This window comes from Sphingomonas sp. GV3 (assembly GCF_031082075.1).
Classification (GTDB): Bacteria; Pseudomonadota; Alphaproteobacteria; order Sphingomonadales; family Sphingomonadaceae; genus Sphingomonas; species Sphingomonas beigongshangi.
Map to the genome: position 1 here is coordinate 2,418,538 of NZ_JARWLE010000001.1, position 21,940 is coordinate 2,440,477.

Genomic DNA, 21,940 nt, shown 5'->3' on the forward strand with positions numbered 1-21,940 from the left:
AACGTGCGCGCTCCCCTAGCGGGGGATGGGACGCGGGAACAGATGCGAGTTGCGCCCGACGATCTCCGATCGGCTCTCCGTGGGGCCAGCCGGCATCACCGTCGGTCGGGCCGGACGGGAACCACAGCGATCGCCGTTCAGATCGCGCGCTTCAGCGCCCAGCTGACGTTGGCGCCGCCAGCGGGCGCTTCGCCCGTCACCACCAGCTGCTGCGTCGTCACCGGCCGCCCGTCGCCGTCGATCCACAGCGAGTCCTCGATGCCGAGCGCGCCGCCGCGGCAGCGGAACTGCCACAGCGCGCCGCCGGGCAGGCGCAGGATCGCCGCCAGGCCGTCTGCGGTCGCTGACGCCTCCACCCCGGCGCCCAGATGAAAGCGGATCGCAAAGCCGGTATTGCCGCTCTTGCGCTTACGTCCCTGCGGCAGCAGCGCGTCCTCGCCGCGCAGTTCGCGCCCGTCACCCGTCAGCATGAGCTGGCGGCGATGGACGAAGCCCCAGCGGCGGACATAGCCGTCGTGGCTCGCCTCGATCCGGCTCGCGGTGTCGGATTCCTGGCGGCTCAGCTCGACCTCGGCGACGCCGCGGCCCAGCGTGCCGTCGCTCAGGATCGCGGTCGAGTTGCTGTCGGACAGGGTAAGCGTCGCATGCGCCGCCGTGGTCCGCAGCGCCTCGGCGAGGGATGCCGGCAGCTGCGCCACCGACGCGCGCGCGCCGCCGCAGTTGACCACGATGCGAGCCGGCCCGTCGGAGAATTCGAAGGCGAGCGTAGAGGCGCAGCCCCCCGCCACCACCTTGGCCACCGGCGGCGGCGCGGCATCGACGATCAGCACCGCCGTACCCGCCGCCAGCCGCTGATAGCCCCAGTCGCGCGCCTGGCGGAGGGGGCGGGTGCGCACGCCGCTCGCGTCGATCACCGCCGCGATCTGCTCCGCGGTGGCGGGGCCGCCGCCCTGCCAGCTCGACAGCGCCCGGTCGCCGTGCATCACGCCGAGCAGCGCGGGCACCATGCGGGTCAGCGCTGCCTCGGCCGGCGCGAACAAGGGTTCCCGGCGCGCGGCATAGACTTCGCGCAGGGTGGCGATCAGCTGGATCGTATCAAGCAGCATCGCGGGGCTGCGCGATACCGATCCGCCATCCTCCGTCAGGCCGGTCTGCAGCGCGCGCGCCAATCCCGCTTCGCCGAAATCCTTGCGCGGGTCGCCACCAGGGATCAGCAGCCCCGCCGCGACGACGCCGCACCAGGCGGCGATGCGCGGCGCCCCCGGCGCGGCCTTGTCCGCACCGCGGTCGAGATGGCGCGCGCCGCGGGCCAGTGTGTTGAGAACGCTGGAGCGATAGACGAGATCGGTCGACGACAGGATCAGCGGCGCGTGCGCGGTCCAGTAAAGGATGCGCCGCCCCCACAGGTCGGGGCGCCAGGCCAGCGCGTCGACCTTGTCCGCATAGTCGGCGAGCCAGCGCCCCATGAGGTGCTCGGCGACGGGAGATCCCTGCGCCCGCGTCGCGACGGTGGACAGGTCACGCAACCAGGCGAAGCTATGCACATATTCCGCGAACGGCTTGCCCCAGTCACGCCGGCGGAAATCGAGCGCGTCGATCGGATGCGCCTCGCCGCGGAAGGCGATCTCGCCGCGCAGCAGCGCCTGGCCGCGCTTCGCGTCGCCCATCACGGGATCGTCGGGCACGGCGATCAGCTTGAGCGGGTAACGCCCCCTCAGCCGCATCGCATGGATCGGCGTGCGCCACGTCAGCCGGTGGAAATGCTCGCTCAGCCGTTCGGCAAGGCTCAGGCCCTTGTCGCCGCCGACGCGCATTAGCCGTCGGCCTTCCTGGATCGAGTCGGGCGCCAGGTTCGGCGGCAGCGCGTCGCTCATCCCCGCAGGGCCGCGATATTGGCCGCATAAGCATCGGGTCCGCCGCGGAACACCGCGGTGCCCGCGACCAGCGCATCCGCGCCCGCCTCGATACAGCGCCTGGCGTGGGTCGCGTCGACGCCGCCGTCGACCTCCAGGTCGATCGCACGGCCGCTCATGTCGATCATCTTGCGGATCGCGGCGATCTTCTTGAGCTGGCTGTCGATGAAGCTCTGGCCGCCGAAGCCGGGATTGACGCTCATCACCAGCACCAGGTCGACCATGTCGATCAGATAGTCGAGCATCTTGGCGGGCGTCGCGGGGTTGAGCACGACGCCGGCGCGCTTGCCCAGCGACTTGATATGCTGGACGGTACGGTGGATGTGCGGGCCAGCCTCCGGATGCACCGTCAGCGTGTCCGCGCCCGCCTCGGCGAAGGCGTCCAGATAGACGTCGACGGGCGAGATCATCAGGTGGACGTCGAACGGCTTGGCAGTGTGCGGGCGCAACGCCTTCACCACCGCGGGCCCGATGGTGATGTTGGGGACGAAATGTCCGTCCATGACGTCGATATGGATCCAGTCGGCCCCCGCCGCGTCGATCGCGCGGACTTCCTCGCCCAGCTTGGCGAAATCGGCGGACAGGATCGACGGGGCGATACGGACGGGCTGCATGGTGGCTCTCTAGTCGCAGGGATGGTGATTACAACACCTACTCCCCTTCCGAACGCGGAACGGAAGGGATCATCCCTGCCGCCGCAGGCGCGCGATGAAGAAGCCGTCGCATCCGCCCGCTTGCGCCAGCATGCCCGGCAGCGTGCGGACGTAACCGCCCTGCGCGACCGGTACGCCGTCCGGCAGCAGCGTCGCGTCGGGCGGATCGATCGCATAATCCGGACGGGCCGCGAGGAACCGCTCGAGCTGCATCTCGCCCTCGGCGGGTTCCAGGCTGCACGTCGCATAGACCAGGCTGCCGCCCGGCTTCACCCACTCCGCCGCCCGCGCGAAGATACGCGCCTGCAGCGTGGCCATCTCCGCGATGACGCGATCGTGCGCGCGATACAGCACGTCGGGATGGCGACGGAAGATGCCCGTCGCGCTGCACGGCGCGTCGATCAGCACCGCATCGACCGGTGCGTCTGGCTGCCACAGCAGGACGTCGCCGGCGATCACCTCCGCCTTCAGCCGCGTGCGGTACAGATTCTCCCGCAGCCGCTTGATCCGGCTCGGCGATACGTCCAGCGCCGCGACGCCAAATCCCGCCGCCGCCAGTTGCAGCGTCTTGCCGCCCGGCGCGGCGCAAAGGTCGATCGCACGCGCGCCCTCGCGGCTCGGCCCATTCGCCACGAGCAGCCGCGCAGGGATCGAGGCGGCGATGTCCTGCACCCACCAACGCCCTTCCGCATAGCCGGGCAGTTGGGTGACGGGCGCCGCATCGTGCAGCCGGACATGGCCGGGCATCAGGCTTGTGCCGCCCAGTACCTGCGCCCAATGCGCGGTCTCGCCGGCGTCGGCGAGCGTCAGATCGAGCGGCGGCGGCGCGGCGATCGCGGTTTCGGCGCCCGCGACCATCGCCTCGCCCCAGGCGGTCTGCCATCGCGTCTCGACAGCGGGCGGCAGGGTCGGCGTCTCGGGCAGCAGCACGCCCGCGCGGACGATCGCGCCGAACACGCCATGGACCAGCTTGCGCGGGCCGCCGTCGACCAGCGGCAGGACGGTTGAAATGGCGGCATGATGCGGGGTGCCGAGCACGAGCGCCTGCACCAATGCGATGCGCAGCGCCATGCGCGCCTTGGCATCGTCGGGCAGCGGCCGCTCCGTCACCGAATCGATCATCGCGTCGAGGTCGGGCAGACGGCGCAGCACCTCGGCGGCGATGGCATGGGCCAGGCCCCGGTCGGGGCCGTAGATATGTCGCGTTGCGCTGACGAGCGCCGCCTCCAGCGGTTCGCCGCGGCGCAATACCGCGTCGAGCAGGCGCAGGGCGGCCCGCCGGGTCGCGGTGCCGAGCGGTTCGGCATTCCTGGCCGATGCGGGATTCTTTCCGGAAGGGGGACGCGCCAAACTTGTGATCCTGGGATGAAATACCGATGTGGAGGCCCGCCTTAGCGCTCGTTCGGAAATCGTGCCACGCACGTTGTCCGCCGCGCCAAAGAGGCGACGAGAGACCGGAGACGCAAGATGGCCCAACGCCCCTCGCACGTGAAGCCGCCCGCCTATCTGTCCAAGAGCCCGCCCGTGCCAAAGCCGCAGGCGACCGACCGGCCTGCGGAGGATCCGCTGGGCAAGGATCCCGTGCGCTATGGCGACTGGGAGCTGAAGGGCATCGCCATCGACTTCTGACGAAGCCGGTTTCGATCACGCGCGACGTCGCGGGAGGAGGGCCGAAGCGGAACCAACGCCAAGGCTCGCGCGTCGCGTCGGCATGAGCAGGGGGCAATGAACAGGGTTGGGCGGGTCGCCGCCGTCGTCGTCGCGATCGTCGCGGGTCTGCTGCTCCTAGTCGCGCTTTTCCCCTGGGCCATGCTGCACGGGATCGTCGCCGACCGGCTGACCAAGCGCTTCGGGCGTCCGGTGACCATCGGCAGCATGGCGCGACTCGACACGATCGGCTTCACGCCGACGATCGCGGTGCGCAACGTACGCATTCCACAGGCCGACTGGGCGGGTTCGGGCGATTTCCTGCGTCTGCGCGAGGCGCGCGTGACCTTCCCGGTCTGGCCGTTGCTTACCGGCACCTTCCAACCACGGGACATCCGGGTCAGCGGGCTCGCACTCGCCCTGGTCCGCGCAGTTGACGGTCGCACGAACTGGTCGCGGCCTGGCGCAGCGGAGAGCGGCGGCGCCTCGACCGACCTGCGCGGGCTTACCGTTCGCGACAGCGTGATCAGCTATCACGACGCCAAGCGCGACCGCGACGCGCGATTGTCCTTCGTCTCCGACACGAATGGCCTGCGTGCCAGCGGCACCGGGACGATCCGCGGCGCGCCCGTACGGCTCGCGTTCGCCGGCGCCGCCGTGACCCAGGCGCGAACGGGCCCCTGGCCCTTCACCGCGCGGATCGACGGCGCCGCGTTGGCGATGGCGGCGCGTGGAACGATGGATCGGCCGCTCGACACCGACCGGATGACGCTCGACCTCGTCACGCGGGCCGCCGATCTCAAGCTGATCGACGCGGTGATCGAGGCGGGATTGTTCGGCACGCAGCCGGTCGCGCTGCGCGCCCATGTCCGCCACGACGCGCCGGATTGGACCGTCACCGACCTGACCGGCACGATCGGTCGTTCCGACGTTGCGGGCCATGTCACCGTGATGAAGCGGGACGGCCGCACCAGGCTGAACGGCGCCATCGCGTCCGAACGGTTCGATTTCGACGATCTCGCCTCCGACGCCGGGCGCGCGGCGGCCCGTGCGCAGGAGGCGCGGATCGGGCCGCGCGTGGTTCCGGATACGCCGATCAGCCTCGCCAACATGGACTCGACCGACGGCACGATCGACGTCCGCATCGCGCGCGTGGTCAGCGCGGGCGGCGATACCGGGGTCACCGGGCTGAGCGGCACGCTTTCCCTCGACCACCAGAAGCTCACCGTCGCGCCGCTCGCCATCCGTCTGGCCGGAGGCAGGGCTTCGGGACGCGCGATCGTCGATCAGCGCGGCGGCGCGGCGCATCCGACGCTTCGCCTCGACCTGGCGATGATCGGCAGCCGCCTCGAATTGCTGGCGGGGCAGGGCGATGTCGCCGGCCGCGTCCGAGCCCGTGCCAGGCTGACCGGCCGCGGCGATACGATCCGCAGCGCGATCGCGCATGCGGACGGCCATGTCGGGCTGGTCGTTCAGGATGGCGCGCTGCCGGCGAAATATGCCGCCGCGCTCGGTTTCGACGCGGGGCGGGCGCTGACGATCGGCGACGACCGGCAAGCCCGGCTGCGCTGCGTCGTCCTCGGCCTCCCCATCGCGCAAGGGCACGGAACCGTGCGCCCGCTCGTCGTCGACACCAGCCTCAGCCGGATGGACGGCGTCGGCAGCATTGTCTTTCCCGCGGAAGCGATCGCGATCCGCCTGACCGGCGCGCCGAAGCAGCGCAGTCTGTTGCGTCTCCCCGGTAGCGCGTCGCTGTCCGGGACGCTCAGCGCGCCGCAGCTCGTCGTGCCCAGGGAAACCAAGTCCGTCGGCAACATCTTCAAGGCGATCGGCCGCGCTATCACCGGCCATCAGGGGCCGCTCGCCAGCGACGCCGATTGCGATGCGCTCGCGAGACAGGCCCTTCGCTGAACGCGCGCGGTGCGGGCCGCTGGCGCGCAGCGCGCCGCCCGGCGCCGTTCGCCGGCTGGGCTATTCGCGGCGGAGTGGTCGTGCCAGCAGCGCGCCGATCACATGTTCGCGCGGCTCGCCCTCGAGGAGTCGGCAGACCGCCTCCGTCACGGGCATGTCGACGCCCACGGCGGCCGCCGCCTCGCGCAGCACCGGCGCGGTAAAGGCGCCTTCCGCGACCGTCCGCCGATCGGCAAGAAGTTCCGTCGCTGAGCGCCCCTTGCCGAGGCCGACGCCGAGCGAGAAGTTGCGGCTGCTCGTCGACGAACAGGTCAGCACCAGATCGCCGAGCCCCGACAGGCCAGCCAGCGTCTCCGCGCGCGCACCACGCGCCAGTCCGAAGCGCGTCATTTCCGCAAAGCCGCGTGCGATCAATGCGGCGCGCGCGTTCTGACCTAGCCCGGCGCCCTCGACCACGCCACATGCGATCGCCAGCACGTTCTTGACCGCGCCACCGATCTCGGCGCCGATTACGTCGTCGCTCGCGTAAGGCCGGAAATGCGGCGCAGCGAGCCGCGCCGCGAGCGCCTGGCCCAAGGCTTCGTCCGATGCCGCCAGCGTCACCGCGGTGGGAAGCCCCGCCGCCACTTCATGCGCGAAGGTCGGGCCTGAAAGAACGGCGACGGGCGCGCGCGGATGCACCGACCGCGCAACCTCGCCGACCAGCAGGCGCGTCTTGGCCTCGATCCCCTTCGCGCACAGCACCAGGGGCGTCGTCCCTACCGCCGTCTCGGCCAGCACCGCGCGCACGTGCTGCGCCGGCGCGACGACGAGCAACGCGTCGCATTCGGACAAGGCGCCGAGGCTCCCCGTCGCGCGGATCGAAGGCGACAACGGTACGCCGGCGAGGAACAGGCGATTCTCGTGCGCGTCGTTGATCCCCGCCACCACGTCTGGCTCGCGTGCCCAGAGGAGCACGGGCTCGCCGCGGTACGCCGCCACCTGCGCAAGCGCCGTGCCCCATGCGCCGCCGCCGATCACGCCGATCTTCATGCCTTTACTCCTGCGCCGCGCACGGCCTCTGCGTCGGGGTCGAGCGGCCAGCGCGCGCGTGCCGGCGTGTCGAGCGGGTCGGTGAGCCCGGCGGCGAACCGCTCTGCGCCCGCCCATGCGATCATCGCCGCATTGTCGGTGCACAGCCACAGCGGCGGCGCGACGAAACGCAGGCCATGGTCTTCGGCCAGAGCCTGCAACGCGGCGCGCACCGCCGTGTTGGCGGCGACGCCGCCCGCCACGACCAAGGCGGTCGCGGGAATGCCGGCGATCCCGCGGCGGGTCCGGTCGATCAGGCAATCGACCACCGCCGCCTGGAAGGAGGCGGCGATATCTTCCGGTGCATGCTGGCCGACGGCGCGCGCCACCGCGCTCTTGAGGCCCGCGAAGCTGAAATGCGGCTCGGCCGATCCCTTCAGCGGGCGCGGCAGGGGTACGACCGGCCGACCGTGCGCGGCCGCGCGCTCGACCGCCGGACCGCCGGGAAATCCCAGGCCGAGCAGTTTGGCGGTCTTGTCGAACGCCTCACCCGCGGCATCGTCGATCGTGGTCGCGATCCGCCGATAGCGCGCGACGCCTTCGACGAGCAGCAGCTGGCAATGTCCGCCCGACACGAGCAGCAGCAGATAGGGAAAGGCGAGGTCGGGGTCGGACAGCCGCGGGCTGAGCGCATGGCCTTCGAGATGATTGACCGCGACCAGCGGCTTGCCGACCGCATGGGCGAGCGCCTTGCCGGTGACGAGGCCGACCATGACCCCGCCGATCAGTCCCGGTCCAGCCGTCGCGGCGATCGCATCTACCTGGTCGAGCCGCAGCCCCGCATCGTCCAGCGCGGCCGCGATTAGCGGCTCCAGCGCCTCGACATGCGCGCGTGCCGCGATTTCAGGCACTACCCCGCCGAACGGCGCATGATGCGCTTCCTGTCCCGCCAGGCGATGCGCCAGCACCCGGCGGTCGCCGGTCACCAGCGCGGCGGCAGTCTCGTCGCACGAGGATTCGAGGCCAAGGATGATCGATGCAGCCATGCTGCAGGCCTTTACGCGCTCGCGCGAAACTTGTCGAAGCCCCGCGCTTTCGCCATGGCGGCCGGGTACGGCAGGAAGGGCAAGGGGTGACCGTCAAGTTCAGGCTCGGCACGCGCGGCTCTCCGCTGGCGCTGACGCAGGCGAACATGGTGCGCGACGCCCTGTGCGCGCGCCACGGCTGGCCGGTTGACGCGGTCGAGCTTGTCGTCGTCCGCACCACCGGCGATCGGGTGCAGGACCGTGCGCTCGCGGAGATCGGCGGCAAGGCGCTGTGGACGAAGGAGCTCGATCGCGCCCTCCTCGATCGCGAGATCGACGCCTGCGTGCACTCGATGAAGGACGTCGAGACCTTCCGACCCGATGCGATCGCCATTGCCGCGATGCTGCCGCGAGCCGACGTGCGCGATCGCCTGATCGGTGCGGCCGAGATCGCCACGCTGCCGCCCGCCGCGGTGGTCGGCACCAGCAGTCCGCGCCGTCGCGCGCAGCTGCTCCGCCAGCGGCCGGACCTCCGCATCGTGCTGTTCCGCGGCAACGTCGATACCCGATTGGCCAAGCTGGCGGCGGGGGAGGCGGATGCGACGCTGCTCGCGGCGGCTGGGCTCGATCGGCTGGGTCGCGATACGATCGGCTATGCCATCCCGACCGACACGATGCTTCCCGCACCGGCACAGGGCGCGGTCGGCATCGAGGTCCGCGCCGCCGACGCCGCAGCGCGGGCGATCGTCGTCGCGATCGACGATGCGGTGACGCACCGCTGCGTCCTGGCGGAGCGTGCGCTGCTCGCCGCGCTGCGTGCCGGTTGCCATTCCCCGGTCGCCGCACTTGCCTCCGCCGCCGGCACGACGCTGTCGCTGCGTGCCGAGTTGCTGGCCGAGGATGGCGGCGCGTTCGTCGAGGGACATGTGGAGGGGATGATCGGCGAGGCGATCGCCGCCGAACTTGCCGGAGACCTGCTGTCGCGCGCCCCCGATCGCGTCAGGCGTCTGTTCGACGGATGATGGGCTCCCTCGTCGTCCGACCCGAACCCGGCAATGCGCGGACCCTCGCGCGCCTGCGGGCGGCCGGCGGCGATGCGCTGGGGTGGCCGCTGTTCGCCGTCGAACCGGTCGAATGGGCTCCCCCCGATCCCGCGACGTTCGATTCGCTGCTGGTGACGAGCGCCCAGGCGATCCGGCAGGCCGGTCCGCAATTGCGGATGCTGGCGATGATGCCGGTGATCGCGGTTGGACACGCCACGGCGTCGGTGGCGCGTGCGGCCGGGCTGCAAGTCTCGATCACCGGCACGCGCGATGTCGCCGCCGTACTGACGACGGCGGCCGAGGCCGGGCTCGTCCGTCCGCTCCATCTCGCCGGACGGGACCATGTCGCGACCGGGTCGCTCACTGCGATCGTTTATGACAGCGTCGCACTGCCCGTGGACGCCGCCGCCTTCGCCGCCGCAGCGGCGGGGCGGCTCGTGCTCCTGCATTCCGCCCGCGCGGCCCGGCGCGTCGCCGCGTTGATCCCGCAGGGCGAACGGCACGACGTGTCGATCGTGGCGCTGAGCCCGGCGGTCGCGTGCGCGGCGGGATCGGGCTGGCGGGCGGTAGCGGCGGCGGCGCAGCCGGTGGACGCGACGCTCGTCGCGCTTGCACAATCGATTGACCGTGCGGCGGGGGGCGGGGATAAGACGCTATGACCGACCATGTGCCGATCGACGCGATGCGTTCGCGCGCCCCGCGAAACGGCATCCAAGCGGGTGTCGTAATCCTGTTGGCGCTACTCGCTTTTGTCGCAGGCATCGGGCTTGCGGCCTATGCGATGAAGCGAATCGCCTGGTTTGGCGGCGCGCCCGTGCAGGCAAGGCGGCAGGCTGTCGCCGAACCGTCCGGCTTCTCGCCGTCGCAGCCGGTCAACGCCAATGACGAGGGTGCCGCGCCGGACGCAGCCGCGCTTGCGTCGCGGCAGGCGACGCTCGCCGGCCAGCTTTCTTCGATCGAGGCGCGTACCGCCACGGTGACGACGGAAGCGAATGCCGCCGCCGGGCAGGCGGCGCGCGCGGAGGGCGTGCTCGTCGCGGTCGCGACACGACGCGCGCTCGACCGCGGAACCGGGCTCGGGTATCTCGAGGAACAGCTCCGCACGCGCTTCGGCGCCAGCCAGCCGCGGGCCGTCGCGGAGGTCATCGCGGCCGCGCGCCAGCCGGTGACGCTGGAGGATCTGCGCCAGGGCCTCGATGCGATCGCGCCGCAGATCCAGACGATCGGCAGCAGTGATCTGATCGTAAGCCTTCGCCAGGAGCTCGGCAGCCTCGTCGTCCTGCGTCGTGCCGACACGCCCTCGCCGCGTCCGGCCGACCGGCTGGCGCGCGCCCGCCGGCTGCTCGAGGGCGGGCAGGTCGAGGCGGCGCGGGCGGAGGTGCTGCGCATGCCGGGCGCCCGCAACGCCGGCAACTGGCTATCCGCAGCGGGCCGCTACGTCGCGGCGCGCCAGGCACTCGACCGGATCGAGACGACGGCGCTCAGCATGCCCGCGCCGACACCCGTGGCGCCCGCGCCTCAGTCGACGGCGCCGGCGGTGACCACGGACGGCGTCTGATCGTCAGCCTATCCGCTCGATCAGCGCCATCGCGCCATGGGGCGCGCGGATCTTGGCGCCGTTGATGAAGAAGATGAATGTGTCCCGCGCTTCGCGGGGCGGAGCGTCGGGGCTGGCATAGGGCAGGCCCGGCGGCTGTTCCCCCGCCGCCCAGCCGCGTGCGATCCCGGCCCAGCGATCCAGCGCCGGATCGCTGTAGCCGTTCGGCTGCGCGTCCTCGGCCTGTTCCAGTCGCGCGTACACGAAGTCCCCCGCCACGTCGGCGATGGCCGGATAGTCGGCGGAGTCGGCGAAGGCGATCGCCACCCCGGCCTCGCGTGCCATCGCGACGAAAGCCGGATCGGCGAAGCTTTCGTGCCGCACCTGCACCGCATGGCGGAGCGTGACGCCGGCATGGGTTCCGGGCAGCAGGGCAAGGAAGGCGCGCATGTCGTCGGGATCGAAACGCTTGGTCGCCATGAATTGCCAAAGGATGGGACCCAGCCGGTCGCCAAGCTCGACGATGCCCTGTCCGACGAACCGCTCGATCGCTTCGCCGGCCTCCGCCAGCACCTTGCGGTTGGTACAGTATCGCGATGCCTTGAGCGTGAAGACGAAGCCGTCGGGTACGCTTGCCGCCCAGGCGGCGAAATTCTGCGGTTTGAAGCGGGAATAATAGGTGCCGTTGATCTCGATCGCGGTCATCCTGGATGCGGCATAGTCCAGCTCGCGCTTTTGCGGCCATCTTTCGGGATAGAAGCTTCCCCGCCACGGCTCGTAGGTCCAGCCGCCGATCCCGATTCGAATGGTCATGGGCATGGTATACGCGCAAGGCGCGGTAAGGGGCGAGCCGTCGCTATGTCGCGTTGCCGATAGAATGCCGTACCCGAAATTCGCCGGCTGGCGGCTTCGCTAATGTGCGACCCGGCTAAACCGGATCGGGTCGGCGCCGCTTCCACGCACGTGGATCAGACTCTATCCACGCAAAGCAGAGGTACCGTCGTGGGCGAAGCGCGTTCCCGTCATGGATGAGCGAGCAGCGGCCGCGTCGACGGGGAACAGATGGCTTCGCGAGAAGCCCGGCATGTCCGGCAAGTCTTTGAGAAGACTGGAGCGGGCGAAGGGATTCGAACCCTCGACCCCAACCTTGGCAAGGTTGTGCTCTACCCCTGAGCTACGCCCGCTCTGGCGCCTTGAGCCGGCGAACCGGCTGGGTGAGGCGCGGCCACTAGCAGGGGGTCCGAGGGTGCGCAAGCATCTTGTGCATGCGCAGCGAAAGATTCCGTCTTGGCGACTCGCTATATAGAACATTACAAGAACATAGATGTCCGACTCGACTGCCTTGATCGCCCGGCTGCGGCGCATTGCCGCGGGTACGGCCATGCTGCAAGCCACATCGGCCAGCCCCGACGGCTGGCTGAAACGGGGCCTGGCGCGTGGGCAACTGCATGAAATCTATGCGGTTCAGGCGGAAGATGGCGCGAGCGGCGCGGGATTCGGCATCGCCACGGCGCTCGCCGCCCGCGCCCTGCCGCTGTTCTGGCTGAGGACGGAGGCGGCGGAGCGGGCCCAGGGTCGGCCGCATGCAGGCGGGCTGGCCGAATTGGGGCTCGGCGCCGATTCGCTGGTGCTGGGCATCTTGCCCGACGAATCGGCGTTGCTGCGCGCTTCGGCGGATGCGGCGCGTTGCGCGGGACTCGGCACGCTGTTGGTCGAAACGGTGGGCCCCGCACGCGGGCTGGACCTCACCGCGACCCGGCGGCTGATGCTGGCGGCGGAAGGATCGGGCGTGACCGTGCTGTCGCTGCGCGTCGCGGCGACGCCCGCGCCCAGCGCCGCCGCGACGCGCTGGAGCGTGCGGGCGGCGCCGTCGCGTGCGCTGGAGGCGGATGCGCCCGGCGTACCGGCCTTCGACGTCGAATGCCTGCGTCGCCGCGGCGGCCCGGCGGGCGAGAGTTGGCGTGTGGAATGGGATCGAGATGCCAAGAGTTTCCGTGGCGCGCCGGTATCTGGCGCTGGTCTTTCCGTGGCTGCCGATCGAACGGTTGCGCACCACCCGGCCGCACCTGTTCGCCGGTCGGGATGAGACGCCTGTCGCGTTCACCGAAACGGTTGGCAATGCGACCCGGCTCACCGCGGTGAACCTGGCGGCGGCGCGCCTGGGGTTGGAGCCGGGGCTGACGCTTGCCGACGGCCGGGCGCGCGTGCCCGAGCTCGAAGCGTTTCCCGCCGATCCCCATGCCGATCTGGACTGGCTGGAGCGACTGGCGGAAGGCTGCGCACGCTACAGTCCTACCGTCGCGCTGGTGCCGCCGTCCGCACTCGTCGTCGACATCGCGGGCTGTACCCATGCTTTCGACGGCGAGCGGCCGCTCGCGGCGGACGTGGAGGGGCGGATGGCGCGGCGCGGCATCCTCATCCGCCATGCCTTCGGCGACACGCCGGAGATCGCGCTGGCCCTCGCCCGCTATGCCGGAGGTCCCGCGCCGGACGAGAAGAGCGCAGTGCGCCGCCTGCCCGTCGCGGCGCTGGAACTCGATCCCGACGATGCGGTCGCGCTCGCGCGCGCCGGCCTGAAGACGGTCGGCGACGTGATGGCGCGGCCGCTTGCCGGCATCGCCGCACGGTTCGGGGCAGACGCCGCAACCGCGGTCCGTCGCCTGTCGGGAGAGGTGCAGACGCCGGTCAAGCCATGGGTCCGCCAGGCGCCGGTGATCGCCGAACGCCGCTTTGCCGAACCGATCGCCCGGACCGAGCATGTGCTGGCGGTGATCGCCGATCTTGCCAGCGAGGCGGCGGCGATGCTCGAGACCCGTCATCAGGGTGGCCGTCGCTGGATCGCGCGATTGTTCCGCGCCGACGGTCACGTCCAGCCGCTCCCCATCGAAACCGGGCAGCCGACCCGCGACGTGCCGTTGTTGATGCGGCTGTTCGCCGAGCGGATCGACGCACTCGCCGATCCGCTCGATCCCGGCTTCGGCTACGACCTCGTCCGTCTCGACGTCGCGCTTGCCGAGCGCCTCGATGCCGCGCAGCTCCAGCTCGAGGGTGGGGAGACCGGCACCGAGCAGCTCGCCGGTCTAGTCGATCGGCTGTCGACGCGGCTCGGGCGCAACCGGCTGCGCCGTTTCGTGCCCCGCGACAGCCATATTCCCGAACAGGCCGAATTGATGCTGCCCGCCGCGGCGCCCGCAGCTGCCGCGGCGGCATGGCCGCAACCCGAGGAGGGAGAGCCGCCGATGCGGCCGATCTATCTGTTCGATCCGCCCCAGCCGATCGAGAGTGTGATGGCCGAAGTGCCCGACGGCCCGCCGCATCGCTTTCGCTGGCGCCGCCGGCTGCACGAGGTGGCGCGCGCCGAAGGGCCCGAGCGGATCGCCGGCGAATGGTGGCGGCGTCACGATGCGACCATCCCGACCCGCGACTATTACCGGGTGGAGGATCGCCGCGGTCGGCGTTTCTGGATATTCCGTCATGGCCTGCATGGAGAAACGGAAGATCCGCGCTGGTATCTACACGGCCTGTTCGCATGATCGGCCCCGTCCGCGCGATGGGTGAGGCGCCGCGCTTCGCCGAACTCGTCGCCGCGACGCATTATTCCTTCCTCCACGGCGCGAGTGCGCCGCCGGACATGGTATCTCGTGCGGTCGAGCTCGGCTTCGCTGGGATCGGAATCGCCGATCGCAACACCGTGGCGGGGGTCGTGCGCGCCTATGACGCGCTGCAGCGCGCGAACAAGGGGCTGCTCGGTGCGCGTATGCCACCCTATGATTTCAAGCTGGCGGTGGGCGCCAGGCTGGTCTTCGTCGACGGGACGCAGGACATCGTCGCCTATCCCGCAACCCGCCATGGCTGGGGACGGCTGACCCGGCTTCTCACCACGGGCAACCGGCGGGCCGTGAAGGGCGGCTGCATCCTCGGGATCGGCGACCTCGTCCGGCATGCGGACGATCTGTTGCTCATCGTGCTGCCGTACAGCAGCATCGGCGATACGCCCCCGATACCCCATCCGGACGCCGCGCAGGGGCCGCTGCCGCCGCATCGCGGCGATTCGAGCCTCGCCGCGACGCTGACGCGGCTGCGCGCCGTCGCGGCGGGGCGGCTGTGGCTGGGCGTGTCGATGCCGCGCGGCGGTCGCGACCGGCGCAGTCTGCTGCGCCTGGCGCGCCTTGCCGACACTGCCGGCATTCCGCTGCTTGCCACCGCGGACGCGCTCTACGCCAGCCCCGACGCGCGTGCGCTCCACGACATCGTGACCTGCATCCGCGAAGGCGTCACGGTGCAGCGCGCCGGGCGGCTGCTCGCCGCCAATGCCGAACGGCATCTCAAGGCGCCGGAGGAGATCGCGCGCCTCTTCGACGGCTGGCCGGCGGCGGTGGCGCAAAGCGGCGTGTTGCTGGACCGGATCGATTTCGACCTTGGCCAGCTGCGATATGAATATCCGCACGAACCGGTGCCGATGGGATGGGATGCGCACGACTGGCTCGAACATCTCGTCTGGCAGACCGCACTCGACCGCTACCAGGACCGCGTTCCCGACAAGATGCTGGGTCTTCTCCGCGACGAGTTCGCGCTGATCCGGGAAAAGGAATATGCCTATTATTTCCTGACCGTCTACGACGTCGTCCGCTACGCGCGCAGCATCGAGCCGCCGATCCTGTGCCAGGGGCGCGGGTCGGCGGCCAATTCGGCGGTCTGCTTTCTGCTGGGCGTCACGTCGGTCGATCCGATGGAGCACGATCTCTTGTTTTCGCGCTTCGTCTCCGCCGAGCGCGACGAACCGCCCGACATCGACGTGGATTTCGAACACGAGCGGCGCGAGGAGGTGATGCAGTACATCTACCGGCGCTACGGCCGTCACCGCGCTGCGATCGCGGCAACGGTGATCCACTATCGGCCGCGCTCCGCGGTGCGCGAGGTCGGCAAGGCGCTTGGCCTGACCGAGGATGTGACGCAGCGGCTGACCAGTACCGTCTGGGGCAGCTATGCCGGCAGGTTCGAGGAGAAGCATCTGGCGGAAAGCGGGCTGGACCCGGATTCGCCGGATATCGTGCGGCTATACGGCCTGGTCGAGCAGCTGCTCGAATTTCCGCGCCACCTGTCGCAGCATGTCGGCGGCTTCGTTCTCACCCAGGGGCGGCTCGACGAGACGGTGCCGATCCACAATGGCGCAATGAAGGACCGTACCTTCATCGAATGGGACAAGGACGACATCGATTGCCTGGGCCTGATGAAGGTCGACGTACTCGCGCTCGGCATGTTGACCTGCATCCGCAAGGCGTTCGACCTGATGCGCATGCACGGACTGGGCGATCCCGCGCTCGATACGGTGGCGATGGCGGAAGACGACGCGGTCTACGACATGCTGTGCAAGGGGGATAGTATCGGCGTATTCCAGGTGGAAAGCCGGGCGCAGATCAACATGCTGCCCCGCCTCCGCCCGCGCCGGCTCTACGACCTCGTCGTTCAGGTCGCGATCGTCCGGCCCGGTCCGATCGAGGGGGATATGGTGCACCCCTATCTGCGCCGCCGGGCCGGCAAGGAGGCGGCCGACCTGCCGTCGCCGGACCCCCGCTTCGGCCCGGCGGACGAACTGCAGACGTTGCTCAAGGACACGTACGGGGTGCCGCTGTTCCAGGAACAGGCGATGAAGCTCGCCATCGTCGCTGCGGAGTTCACCCCCGAAGAGGCGAACCAGCTGCGGCGTGCGATGGCGACGTTCCGCAACGTCGGCGGCATGCACAATTTCCACGCCAAGCTCGTCGAAGGCATGGCACGCCGGGGGTATCAGCGCGACTTCGCCGAACGGTGCTTCAAGCAGATCGAGGGGTTCGGCTCCTATGGGTTTCCCGAAAGTCATGCACTCAGCTTCGCGCGGCTGGTCTATGTCTCGAGCTGGATCAAATGCTTCCACCCGGCGGTCTTCTGTGCCGCCATCCTGAATTCCCAACCGATGGGTTTCTATGCGCCCGCGCAACTCGTGCAGGATGCGCGCGCGCATGACGTCGTGGTGCGGCCGGTCGACGTCAATGCCAGTGCATGGGACACCGTTTTGGAACGCTGCGAAGACGGCAAGCTCGCGGTGCGGCTCGGCTTTCGCCAGATCGACGGTTTTCGCGAGGATTGGGCGCGTCCGATCGTGACCGCGCGCGTCGACCGTCCTTTCGAGGGCGTGGAGGCGCTTGCCGCACGCGTCGACCTGCCGCCGCGCGCGTTGCGGCTGCTCGCTGATGCCGATGCTTTCCGTTCGATCGCGCTACCGCGACGCGATGCCTTGTGGGAGGTGCGTCGTACGCCGCCCCGTCAACTCGCCCTGTTCGCCGCCGCCGATGCACCGGAAATGGCGGCGGAACCTTGCTCCGCGCTTCCGGCGATGCCGGCCAGCGAGGAGGTGGCGACGGATTATCAGACCACACGTCTGTCGCTCAAGGATCATCCGATGCGCTTCCTGCGCCCGATGTTCGCGGCGGAAGGCGTGCTGTCAAGCGAACAGGCCGCAGGCGCCCGTGACGGCCGGCGGACCCGCGTCGCCGGCGTCGTGCTGGTCCGCCAGCGACCCGGCAAGGGGAATGCGATCTTCGTGACGATCGAGGACGAGACGGGAATCACCAATGCGCTTCTGTGGGCGCGGGATTTCGAGGCGAATCGACGAGTCGTCATGGCCGCGCGGTTGCTGGTCCTGGAGGGCGTCATCCAGCGCAGCGAAGAAGGCGTCGTCCATCTGATGACCACGCGCGCCTACGACCGCACCCACGAATTGGCGCGCCTGTCCCGGGGAGACGCCGATTCGATGATCCGGTCAAAGCCGATCATAGCGCAGGACTCGCGCGGTCAAAGCGGCCGCGGCCACCCGCGTGACGTCAGGATCCTGCCGAAGTCGCGGGATTTCCACTGATACCCAAGCAAAGCCAACATGATCCATAATGGATCATAATGATAGAGTCCGCCGGGCCATCTTGGCGTAGGACATTGTCCGAAACGGATGTTGTTTCATCTTCGGTATGGGGGCCGCGGGTGCTGAAGCAAAGCCTCGTCGTGATCGACGTGCTTGCGCGCGAAACGATGCTGTTTGCCGCCGCAGGCCTGTTGATCGGCGGCATCGACGATGCGCTGGTCGATCTCTGCTTCCTGGGATGGTATGTCGCCAACATCGCGCGTTGCCGACCCGCTCAGCGCGCATGGTCGGCCCGGCCCGATACGCAAGGGCCGCTGGTCGTATTCGTAGCCGCATGGGACGAGGTTGCGGTGATCGGACACATGCTCGCCGCCGCGGTTCAGCGGTTCGTGCATCCCGACTATCGCATCTACGTCGGCCTCTATCCGAACGATCGTCCGACGATCGCCGCTGCCGCGGCGGTCGCTGCGACCGATCCTCGCATCCGGCTGGTCATCGGCGATCTGCCCGGACCGACGACCAAGGCGGGGTGCCTGAACACCGTGTGGCGTGCCTTGTGCGACGACGAACGTCGCCAGGGCTTCCGCGCGCGTGCGGTCGTGCTGCACGATGCGGAAGATGTCGTGCATGCAAGAGAGCTTTCGACGTTCGATACGTTGATCGATCGTTATGCCGTCGTCCAACTGCCGGTCCTGCCGCTGATCCGCCGCGGATCGCTGGTCTCGGGCCATTATGCGGACGAGTTCGCCTATGCCCATGGCGTACAGCAGATCGTTCGCAACCGCCTCGGCGCCGCGATGCCGCTCGCCGGGACGGGGTGCGCCATTGCGCGCGATATGCTCGGCCGGCTGGCCGATGAGCGGGGCGGAGATCCCTTCGATGCCGCGAGCCTGACGGAAGATTACGAGATGGGCCTCAGGATCGGCGAACTGCAAGGGCGATCGGCTTTCGTGCGCCTGCGCGATCCCGTCGACGGCTCCCTGATCGCGGTGCGAGCCTATTTCCCCGAAACGCTGCAAGCGGCCACCCGACAGAAGGCGCGGTGGATGACGGGCATCGCGCTTGCGGGGTGGGACCGCACCGGATGGGCGCGTCCCCATGCTCTGGGCGACCACTGGATGCGGATGCGCGACCGACGCGCGTTGCTTTCCGTGCTGGTCCTCGCGATTGCCTATGCTGCGATCCTCCTATGGGGCGCCAGTCTGCTGCTGCATCTGGCGACCGGTCGGGCGGGCGACGCCGCCTATCTGGCGCCTTGGCTGGCGGTCTCCACGACGGGGCTGCTCGGCTGGCGGATCGTGATGCGGATCGTCTGCACTGGCCGAACCTATGGCGGCAGGGAGGCCCTGCGATCGGTGCCGCGGTTCTTCGTCGGCAACGTCGTCGCGCTCGTTGCCGCGCCGCGCGCGCTCGCCCGCTACGTGCGCCTGCTGCGTGGGGGCACCGTCGCCTGGGACAAGACCAGCCATGCCTTTCCGGACGGCACCACGCTACCGAGGTGAAGGGTCGGCCACTACGCTTCCTCGCCGGCGCACTGGCGATATGGGTATTCGCGCGCAGCGCCGCCCTGTGGCCGGTCGAGCACGATGCCGATGCGGTGGATTCGCCGGCGCCGATCCCGTCGGCGATCGCCGCGATCGCATTGCGTACCACGCAGGCGGGGCGCGTCGCGCCAGCGGTCATGACGCCTCGTGCGGACCTAAGGTGCCGCCTTTCCAACAATGAACGTGCAGCACACGGCAAGACGGATCGCCGATCACAAGGGGCCGGCACAATCCACGATGCCGTGCCGACGGCGTCGCTGACAGAGCAGAAAGCCGCGTCGGAGGAGGATCGCGCCGCGTCTCAAGCCATCTTGCCGATACCGGTCGCGCCACCTCCAGCAGCGAGACCCCCCTCCATCGCGGCAAGACGTGGAAGGCTGGCCGGCAGCCTTTGGGGCATCGTCCGCGGCGGATCGAGCAGCGCACTGCTGGGCGGTCAATTGGGCGGATCGCAGGCGGGACTGCGCGTAACCTACGCGCTCGACAGGCGGCGGCGCCTCGCGCTGGCGGCCCGGTTGTCGACTCCGCTGAACGGCGCGGGACGAGAGGCGGCGATCGGCATCGACTGGCAGCCCACCGCCGTTCCTATCCACCTGATCGCCGAGCGCCGCATGGCGCTGGATGGCGGCAGGGGCGGTCCGATGCTGGGCGTGATAGGCGGCTTCGGTCCCACCACGATCAGGGGCAGTTGGCGGGCGGAAGGATATGCCCAGGCAGGCGTCATCCACCGCGACGCCGCCGAGGGTTTTGCGGACGGCTCCCTCCGGATCACGCGGTCCGTGGTCGATCGCGATGGCGTGCGCGTCGATATCGGCGGTGGCGTCTGGGGCGGCATCCAGCACGGCGCGCGACGACTGGATCTCGGACCGACGCTCGGCCTGTCGCTGCCCGCAGGGGCCCGCCGCCTGCGCATCGCCGCGGATTGGCGTCAGCGGATCGCGGGCGAGGCGCGCCCGGGATCGGGTCCCGCGATCAGCCTGGGCAGCGACTTTTAGGGGGTGCGGGCACACGCCGGCTGCGCCTATAACGCCAGCCCGTGGACCTGTATCTTCCCATCGCCAACCTGTCCGTCAACGCGCTGGTGATCGTGCTGCTGGGTGGCGGCGTCGGTTTGTTGTCGGGAATGTTCGGCGTCGGTGGCGGCTTTCTGACCACGCCGTTGCTGATCATCTATGGCATTCCGCCGACCGTGGCGGCCGCGTCCTCCGCCAGCCAGGTGACGGGCGCCAGCGTGTCGGGCGTCTTCGCCCATTTCCACCGTGGCGGGGTGGATGTGAAGATGGGCGGCGTGCTGGTCGCCGGCGGCATCCTCGGCAGCTTCGCGGGGGCCTGGATCTTCCGGCTGCTGCAGCGCAGTGGCCAGATCGATACGGTGATCGGCGTCATCTACGTGCTGATGCTGGGTTTCATCGGCTTCACCATGGCGCGCGAGTCGATCGTCGCGATCGGTGTGAGCCGCGGCGGCCGGAAGCCGCGCCCCCGCAAGCGCCGTCATCATCCGCTCGTCGCCGCTTTGCCGCTGCGCACGCGATTCTATGCGTCGGGCCTGTACATCTCGCCGCTCGCCCCCCTGCTGCTCGGGTTCGGTACCGGCATATTGACCATCCTGCTGGGTATCGGCGGCGGCTTCATCCTGGTGCCGGCGATGATCTACCTTCTGGGCATGGCGACCAGCGTCGTGGTGGGGACGAGCCTTTTCCAGACGCTGTTCGTCACCGCCATCGCGACGATGGTCCATGCGACCACGACCAAGGCGGTCGATATCGTGCTCGCCGCCTTGCTGCTCGTGGGTTCGGTGACCGGCGCGCAGCTGGGCGCGCGGTTCGCGACCAAGGTGAAGCCGGAATATCTTCGTCTGGCGCTGGCGATCATGGTGCTGCTCGTCGGGCTGCGCATCCTGCTCGGCCTCGTCTGGCGTCCCGAGGACATCTTTTCGGTCGAGCTGACGTGATGCGCGTGGCGCTCGCCGTCTTGGCCCCGCTGCTGATGGCGCAGTCGGTGCCCGACGCCAAACCGGAGCTGGTCCCCGACGTCTCGCAGCGCAATATCGAAATCGCCTATAGCTTCACGGGCGCGGAACTGCTGCTGTTCGGCGCGATCCTCTACCCGGGCGGCCGGCGCCCCGCCGGACAGGCGCCGACCGACATCGTCGTCGTCGTGAAGGGGCCGACGCAGTCGATCCTCGTCCGGCAAAAGGAAAAGATCGCCGGCATCTGGGTCAATGCGAAGAGCCAGCGCTACAGTTCGGCGCCGTCCTTCTATGCGCTCGCCTCCTCGCGCCCGATCGAGCGGATCGTCGACGAGCGAACGCGCGCGATTTACGAACTGGGGCTCGGCAGCCTGCAGCTCTCCCCCGGCGCGGGCACGCTGAGCGACGTACAGGAGCGGTTCCAGCAGGGTCTCGTCGACCTGAAGCGGCGGAGCGGCCTCTATGTCGAGGCACCGCATGCGGTCGAGATCACCGATGGCGTGCTCTATCGCGCGCGCTTGACGATTCCCGCGCGCGTTCCGGTCGGGCGGTTCAGCGCGGAGACGTTCCTGATCCGCGACGGACGGGTGCTGGCGGCGGCGGTACGCGACATCGACATCCGCAAGTCGGGGTTCGAACGGTTCGTCGCGCGTGCGGCGGACCGGTCGGCTATCCTCTACGGGCTGACCGCCGTCGCGCTGTCGATCGCGCTGGGCTATGCGGCCGGCATGGCCGCGCGACGCATGTGAGGATGGCGGCGATTCCGCCGAAATGACCACCTTACGCTATCTT

General features: G+C 69.7%; 18 protein-coding genes and 1 tRNA gene. 12 read left to right on the plus strand and 7 right to left on the minus strand.

Going from position 1 to position 21,940, the window contains the following annotated elements:
- Positions 1 to 137 precede the first annotated feature (137 nt).
- From RF701_RS11575 to RF701_RS11585, 3 genes are all read right to left on the minus strand, one after another.
- Entirely contained in the window at positions 138 to 1,874 is a 1,737-nt protein-coding gene (locus RF701_RS11575; protein ID WP_210357458.1) for a heparinase II/III family protein, read from the minus strand.
- Positions 1,871 to 2,527, minus strand: a complete 657-nt coding sequence (gene rpe, locus RF701_RS11580) for a ribulose-phosphate 3-epimerase (RefSeq protein ID WP_210357457.1) — start codon at positions 2,525 to 2,527, stop codon at positions 1,871 to 1,873. Before rpe ends, RF701_RS11575 begins: the two co-directional genes overlap by 4 nt.
- Before the next feature lie 69 nt (positions 2,528 to 2,596).
- Complete coding sequence (locus RF701_RS11585; protein WP_210357456.1) at positions 2,597 to 3,916, minus strand: RsmB/NOP family class I SAM-dependent RNA methyltransferase; 1,320 nt, start codon at positions 3,914 to 3,916, stop codon at positions 2,597 to 2,599.
- 117 nt (positions 3,917 to 4,033) lie between these two features.
- Between RF701_RS11585 and RF701_RS11590 the strand changes: the two genes are divergently transcribed.
- Positions 4,034 to 4,195 (plus strand): DUF1674 domain-containing protein, encoded by a 162-nt coding sequence (locus RF701_RS11590; protein ID WP_203309057.1) that lies wholly within the window; start codon positions 4,034 to 4,036, stop codon positions 4,193 to 4,195.
- 96 nt (positions 4,196 to 4,291) lie between these two features.
- On the plus strand, positions 4,292 to 6,124 hold the full coding sequence (locus RF701_RS11595; protein WP_308815033.1) for an AsmA family protein: 1,833 nt from the start codon (positions 4,292 to 4,294) through the stop codon (positions 6,122 to 6,124).
- 60 nt (positions 6,125 to 6,184) lie between these two features.
- Here the strand turns inward: RF701_RS11595 and RF701_RS11600 are convergent, their stop codons facing one another.
- Both RF701_RS11600 and tsaD read right to left on the minus strand, forming a co-directional pair.
- On the minus strand, positions 6,185 to 7,156 hold the full coding sequence (locus tag RF701_RS11600) for an NAD(P)H-dependent glycerol-3-phosphate dehydrogenase (protein WP_210357453.1): 972 nt from the start codon (positions 7,154 to 7,156) through the stop codon (positions 6,185 to 6,187).
- Positions 7,153 to 8,181, minus strand: coding sequence for a tRNA (adenosine(37)-N6)-threonylcarbamoyltransferase complex transferase subunit TsaD (tsaD, locus tag RF701_RS11605; protein WP_203309054.1), 1,029 nt, complete (start codon positions 8,179 to 8,181; stop codon positions 7,153 to 7,155). The genes RF701_RS11600 and tsaD overlap by 4 nt, the downstream gene beginning before the upstream one ends.
- An 86-nt stretch (positions 8,182 to 8,267) precedes the next feature.
- On the opposite strand from tsaD, the gene hemC reads away from it, so the two are divergent.
- The 3 genes from hemC to RF701_RS11620 are packed head-to-tail and all read left to right on the plus strand — an operon-like array spanning position 8,268 to position 10,761.
- The gene (hemC, locus tag RF701_RS11610) at positions 8,268 to 9,182 is read left to right on the plus strand and encodes a hydroxymethylbilane synthase (protein WP_308815034.1); all 915 of its coding nucleotides are present in this window, start codon (positions 8,268 to 8,270) and stop codon (positions 9,180 to 9,182) included.
- Entirely contained in the window at positions 9,179 to 9,862 is a 684-nt protein-coding gene (locus tag RF701_RS11615) for a uroporphyrinogen-III synthase (protein ID WP_308815035.1), read from the plus strand. Before hemC ends, RF701_RS11615 begins: the two co-directional genes overlap by 4 nt.
- The gene (locus RF701_RS11620; RefSeq protein ID WP_287980165.1) at positions 9,859 to 10,761 is read left to right on the plus strand and encodes a hypothetical protein; all 903 of its coding nucleotides are present in this window, start codon (positions 9,859 to 9,861) and stop codon (positions 10,759 to 10,761) included. The genes RF701_RS11615 and RF701_RS11620 overlap by 4 nt, the downstream gene beginning before the upstream one ends.
- Positions 10,762 to 10,764: 3 nt before the next feature.
- On the opposite strand, the gene RF701_RS11625 is transcribed toward RF701_RS11620, so the two are convergent.
- Both RF701_RS11625 and RF701_RS11630 read right to left on the minus strand, forming a co-directional pair.
- Positions 10,765 to 11,559, minus strand: coding sequence for a DUF72 domain-containing protein (locus RF701_RS11625; RefSeq protein ID WP_374758621.1), 795 nt, complete (start codon positions 11,557 to 11,559; stop codon positions 10,765 to 10,767).
- Positions 11,560 to 11,849: 290 nt separating this feature from the next.
- Positions 11,850 to 11,924: transfer RNA gene (locus tag RF701_RS11630), tRNA-Gly, on the minus strand.
- A gap of 140 nt (positions 11,925 to 12,064) precedes the next feature.
- Here RF701_RS11630 and RF701_RS11635 point away from each other — a divergent pair.
- From RF701_RS11635 to RF701_RS11665, 7 genes are all read left to right on the plus strand, one after another.
- Positions 12,065 to 12,826: a hypothetical protein gene (locus RF701_RS11635; protein WP_308815037.1), complete on the plus strand. Its 762-nt coding sequence runs from the start codon at positions 12,065 to 12,067 to the stop codon at positions 12,824 to 12,826.
- Positions 12,735 to 14,273: a DNA polymerase Y family protein gene (locus RF701_RS11640; protein ID WP_308815038.1), complete on the plus strand. Its 1,539-nt coding sequence runs from the start codon at positions 12,735 to 12,737 to the stop codon at positions 14,271 to 14,273. Before RF701_RS11635 ends, RF701_RS11640 begins: the two co-directional genes overlap by 92 nt.
- Positions 14,270 to 17,635 (plus strand): error-prone DNA polymerase, encoded by a 3,366-nt coding sequence (locus RF701_RS11645; RefSeq protein ID WP_308815039.1) that lies wholly within the window; start codon positions 14,270 to 14,272, stop codon positions 17,633 to 17,635. The genes RF701_RS11640 and RF701_RS11645 overlap by 4 nt, the downstream gene beginning before the upstream one ends.
- A 119-nt stretch (positions 17,636 to 17,754) precedes the next feature.
- Positions 17,755 to 19,137, plus strand: a complete 1,383-nt coding sequence (locus RF701_RS11650) for a glycosyl transferase family protein (protein WP_308815040.1) — start codon at positions 17,755 to 17,757, stop codon at positions 19,135 to 19,137.
- On the plus strand, positions 19,134 to 20,174 hold the full coding sequence (locus RF701_RS11655) for a hypothetical protein (protein WP_308815041.1): 1,041 nt from the start codon (positions 19,134 to 19,136) through the stop codon (positions 20,172 to 20,174). Before RF701_RS11650 ends, RF701_RS11655 begins: the two co-directional genes overlap by 4 nt.
- A gap of 41 nt (positions 20,175 to 20,215) precedes the next feature.
- A complete protein-coding gene (locus RF701_RS11660; protein ID WP_210357444.1) occupies positions 20,216 to 21,130 on the plus strand; it encodes a sulfite exporter TauE/SafE family protein in 915 nt (304 codons plus the stop codon).
- Positions 21,130 to 21,897 carry a TIGR02186 family protein gene (locus RF701_RS11665; protein ID WP_210357443.1) on the plus strand — a complete coding sequence of 256 codons (768 nt, stop codon included), beginning with the start codon at positions 21,130 to 21,132 and terminating at the stop codon, positions 21,895 to 21,897. Before RF701_RS11660 ends, RF701_RS11665 begins: the two co-directional genes overlap by 1 nt.
- Positions 21,898 to 21,940 lie beyond the last annotated feature (43 nt).

Coding starts and splice junctions, on each gene's coding strand:
- RF701_RS11575 (WP_210357458.1), bottom strand. CDS start 1,874: ATGAGCGACGCGCTGCCGCCGAACCTGGCGCCCGACTCGATCCAGGAA.
- rpe (WP_210357457.1), bottom strand. CDS start 2,527: ATGCAGCCCGTCCGTATCGCCCCGTCGATCCTGTCCGCCGATTTCGCC.
- RF701_RS11590 (WP_203309057.1), top strand. CDS start 4,034: ATGGCCCAACGCCCCTCGCACGTGAAGCCGCCCGCCTATCTGTCCAAG.
- RF701_RS11595 (WP_308815033.1), top strand. CDS start 4,292: ATGAACAGGGTTGGGCGGGTCGCCGCCGTCGTCGTCGCGATCGTCGCG.
- RF701_RS11600 (WP_210357453.1), bottom strand. CDS start 7,156: ATGAAGATCGGCGTGATCGGCGGCGGCGCATGGGGCACGGCGCTTGCG.
- tsaD (WP_203309054.1), bottom strand. CDS start 8,181: ATGGCTGCATCGATCATCCTTGGCCTCGAATCCTCGTGCGACGAGACT.
- RF701_RS11615 (WP_308815035.1), top strand. CDS start 9,179: ATGATGGGCTCCCTCGTCGTCCGACCCGAACCCGGCAATGCGCGGACC.
- RF701_RS11620 (WP_287980165.1), top strand. CDS start 9,859: ATGACCGACCATGTGCCGATCGACGCGATGCGTTCGCGCGCCCCGCGA.
- RF701_RS11625 (WP_374758621.1), bottom strand. CDS start 11,559: ATGCCCATGACCATTCGAATCGGGATCGGCGGCTGGACCTACGAGCCG.
- RF701_RS11635 (WP_308815037.1), top strand. CDS start 12,065: ATGTCCGACTCGACTGCCTTGATCGCCCGGCTGCGGCGCATTGCCGCG.
- RF701_RS11645 (WP_308815039.1), top strand. CDS start 14,270: ATGATCGGCCCCGTCCGCGCGATGGGTGAGGCGCCGCGCTTCGCCGAA.
- RF701_RS11665 (WP_210357443.1), top strand. CDS start 21,130: ATGCGCGTGGCGCTCGCCGTCTTGGCCCCGCTGCTGATGGCGCAGTCG.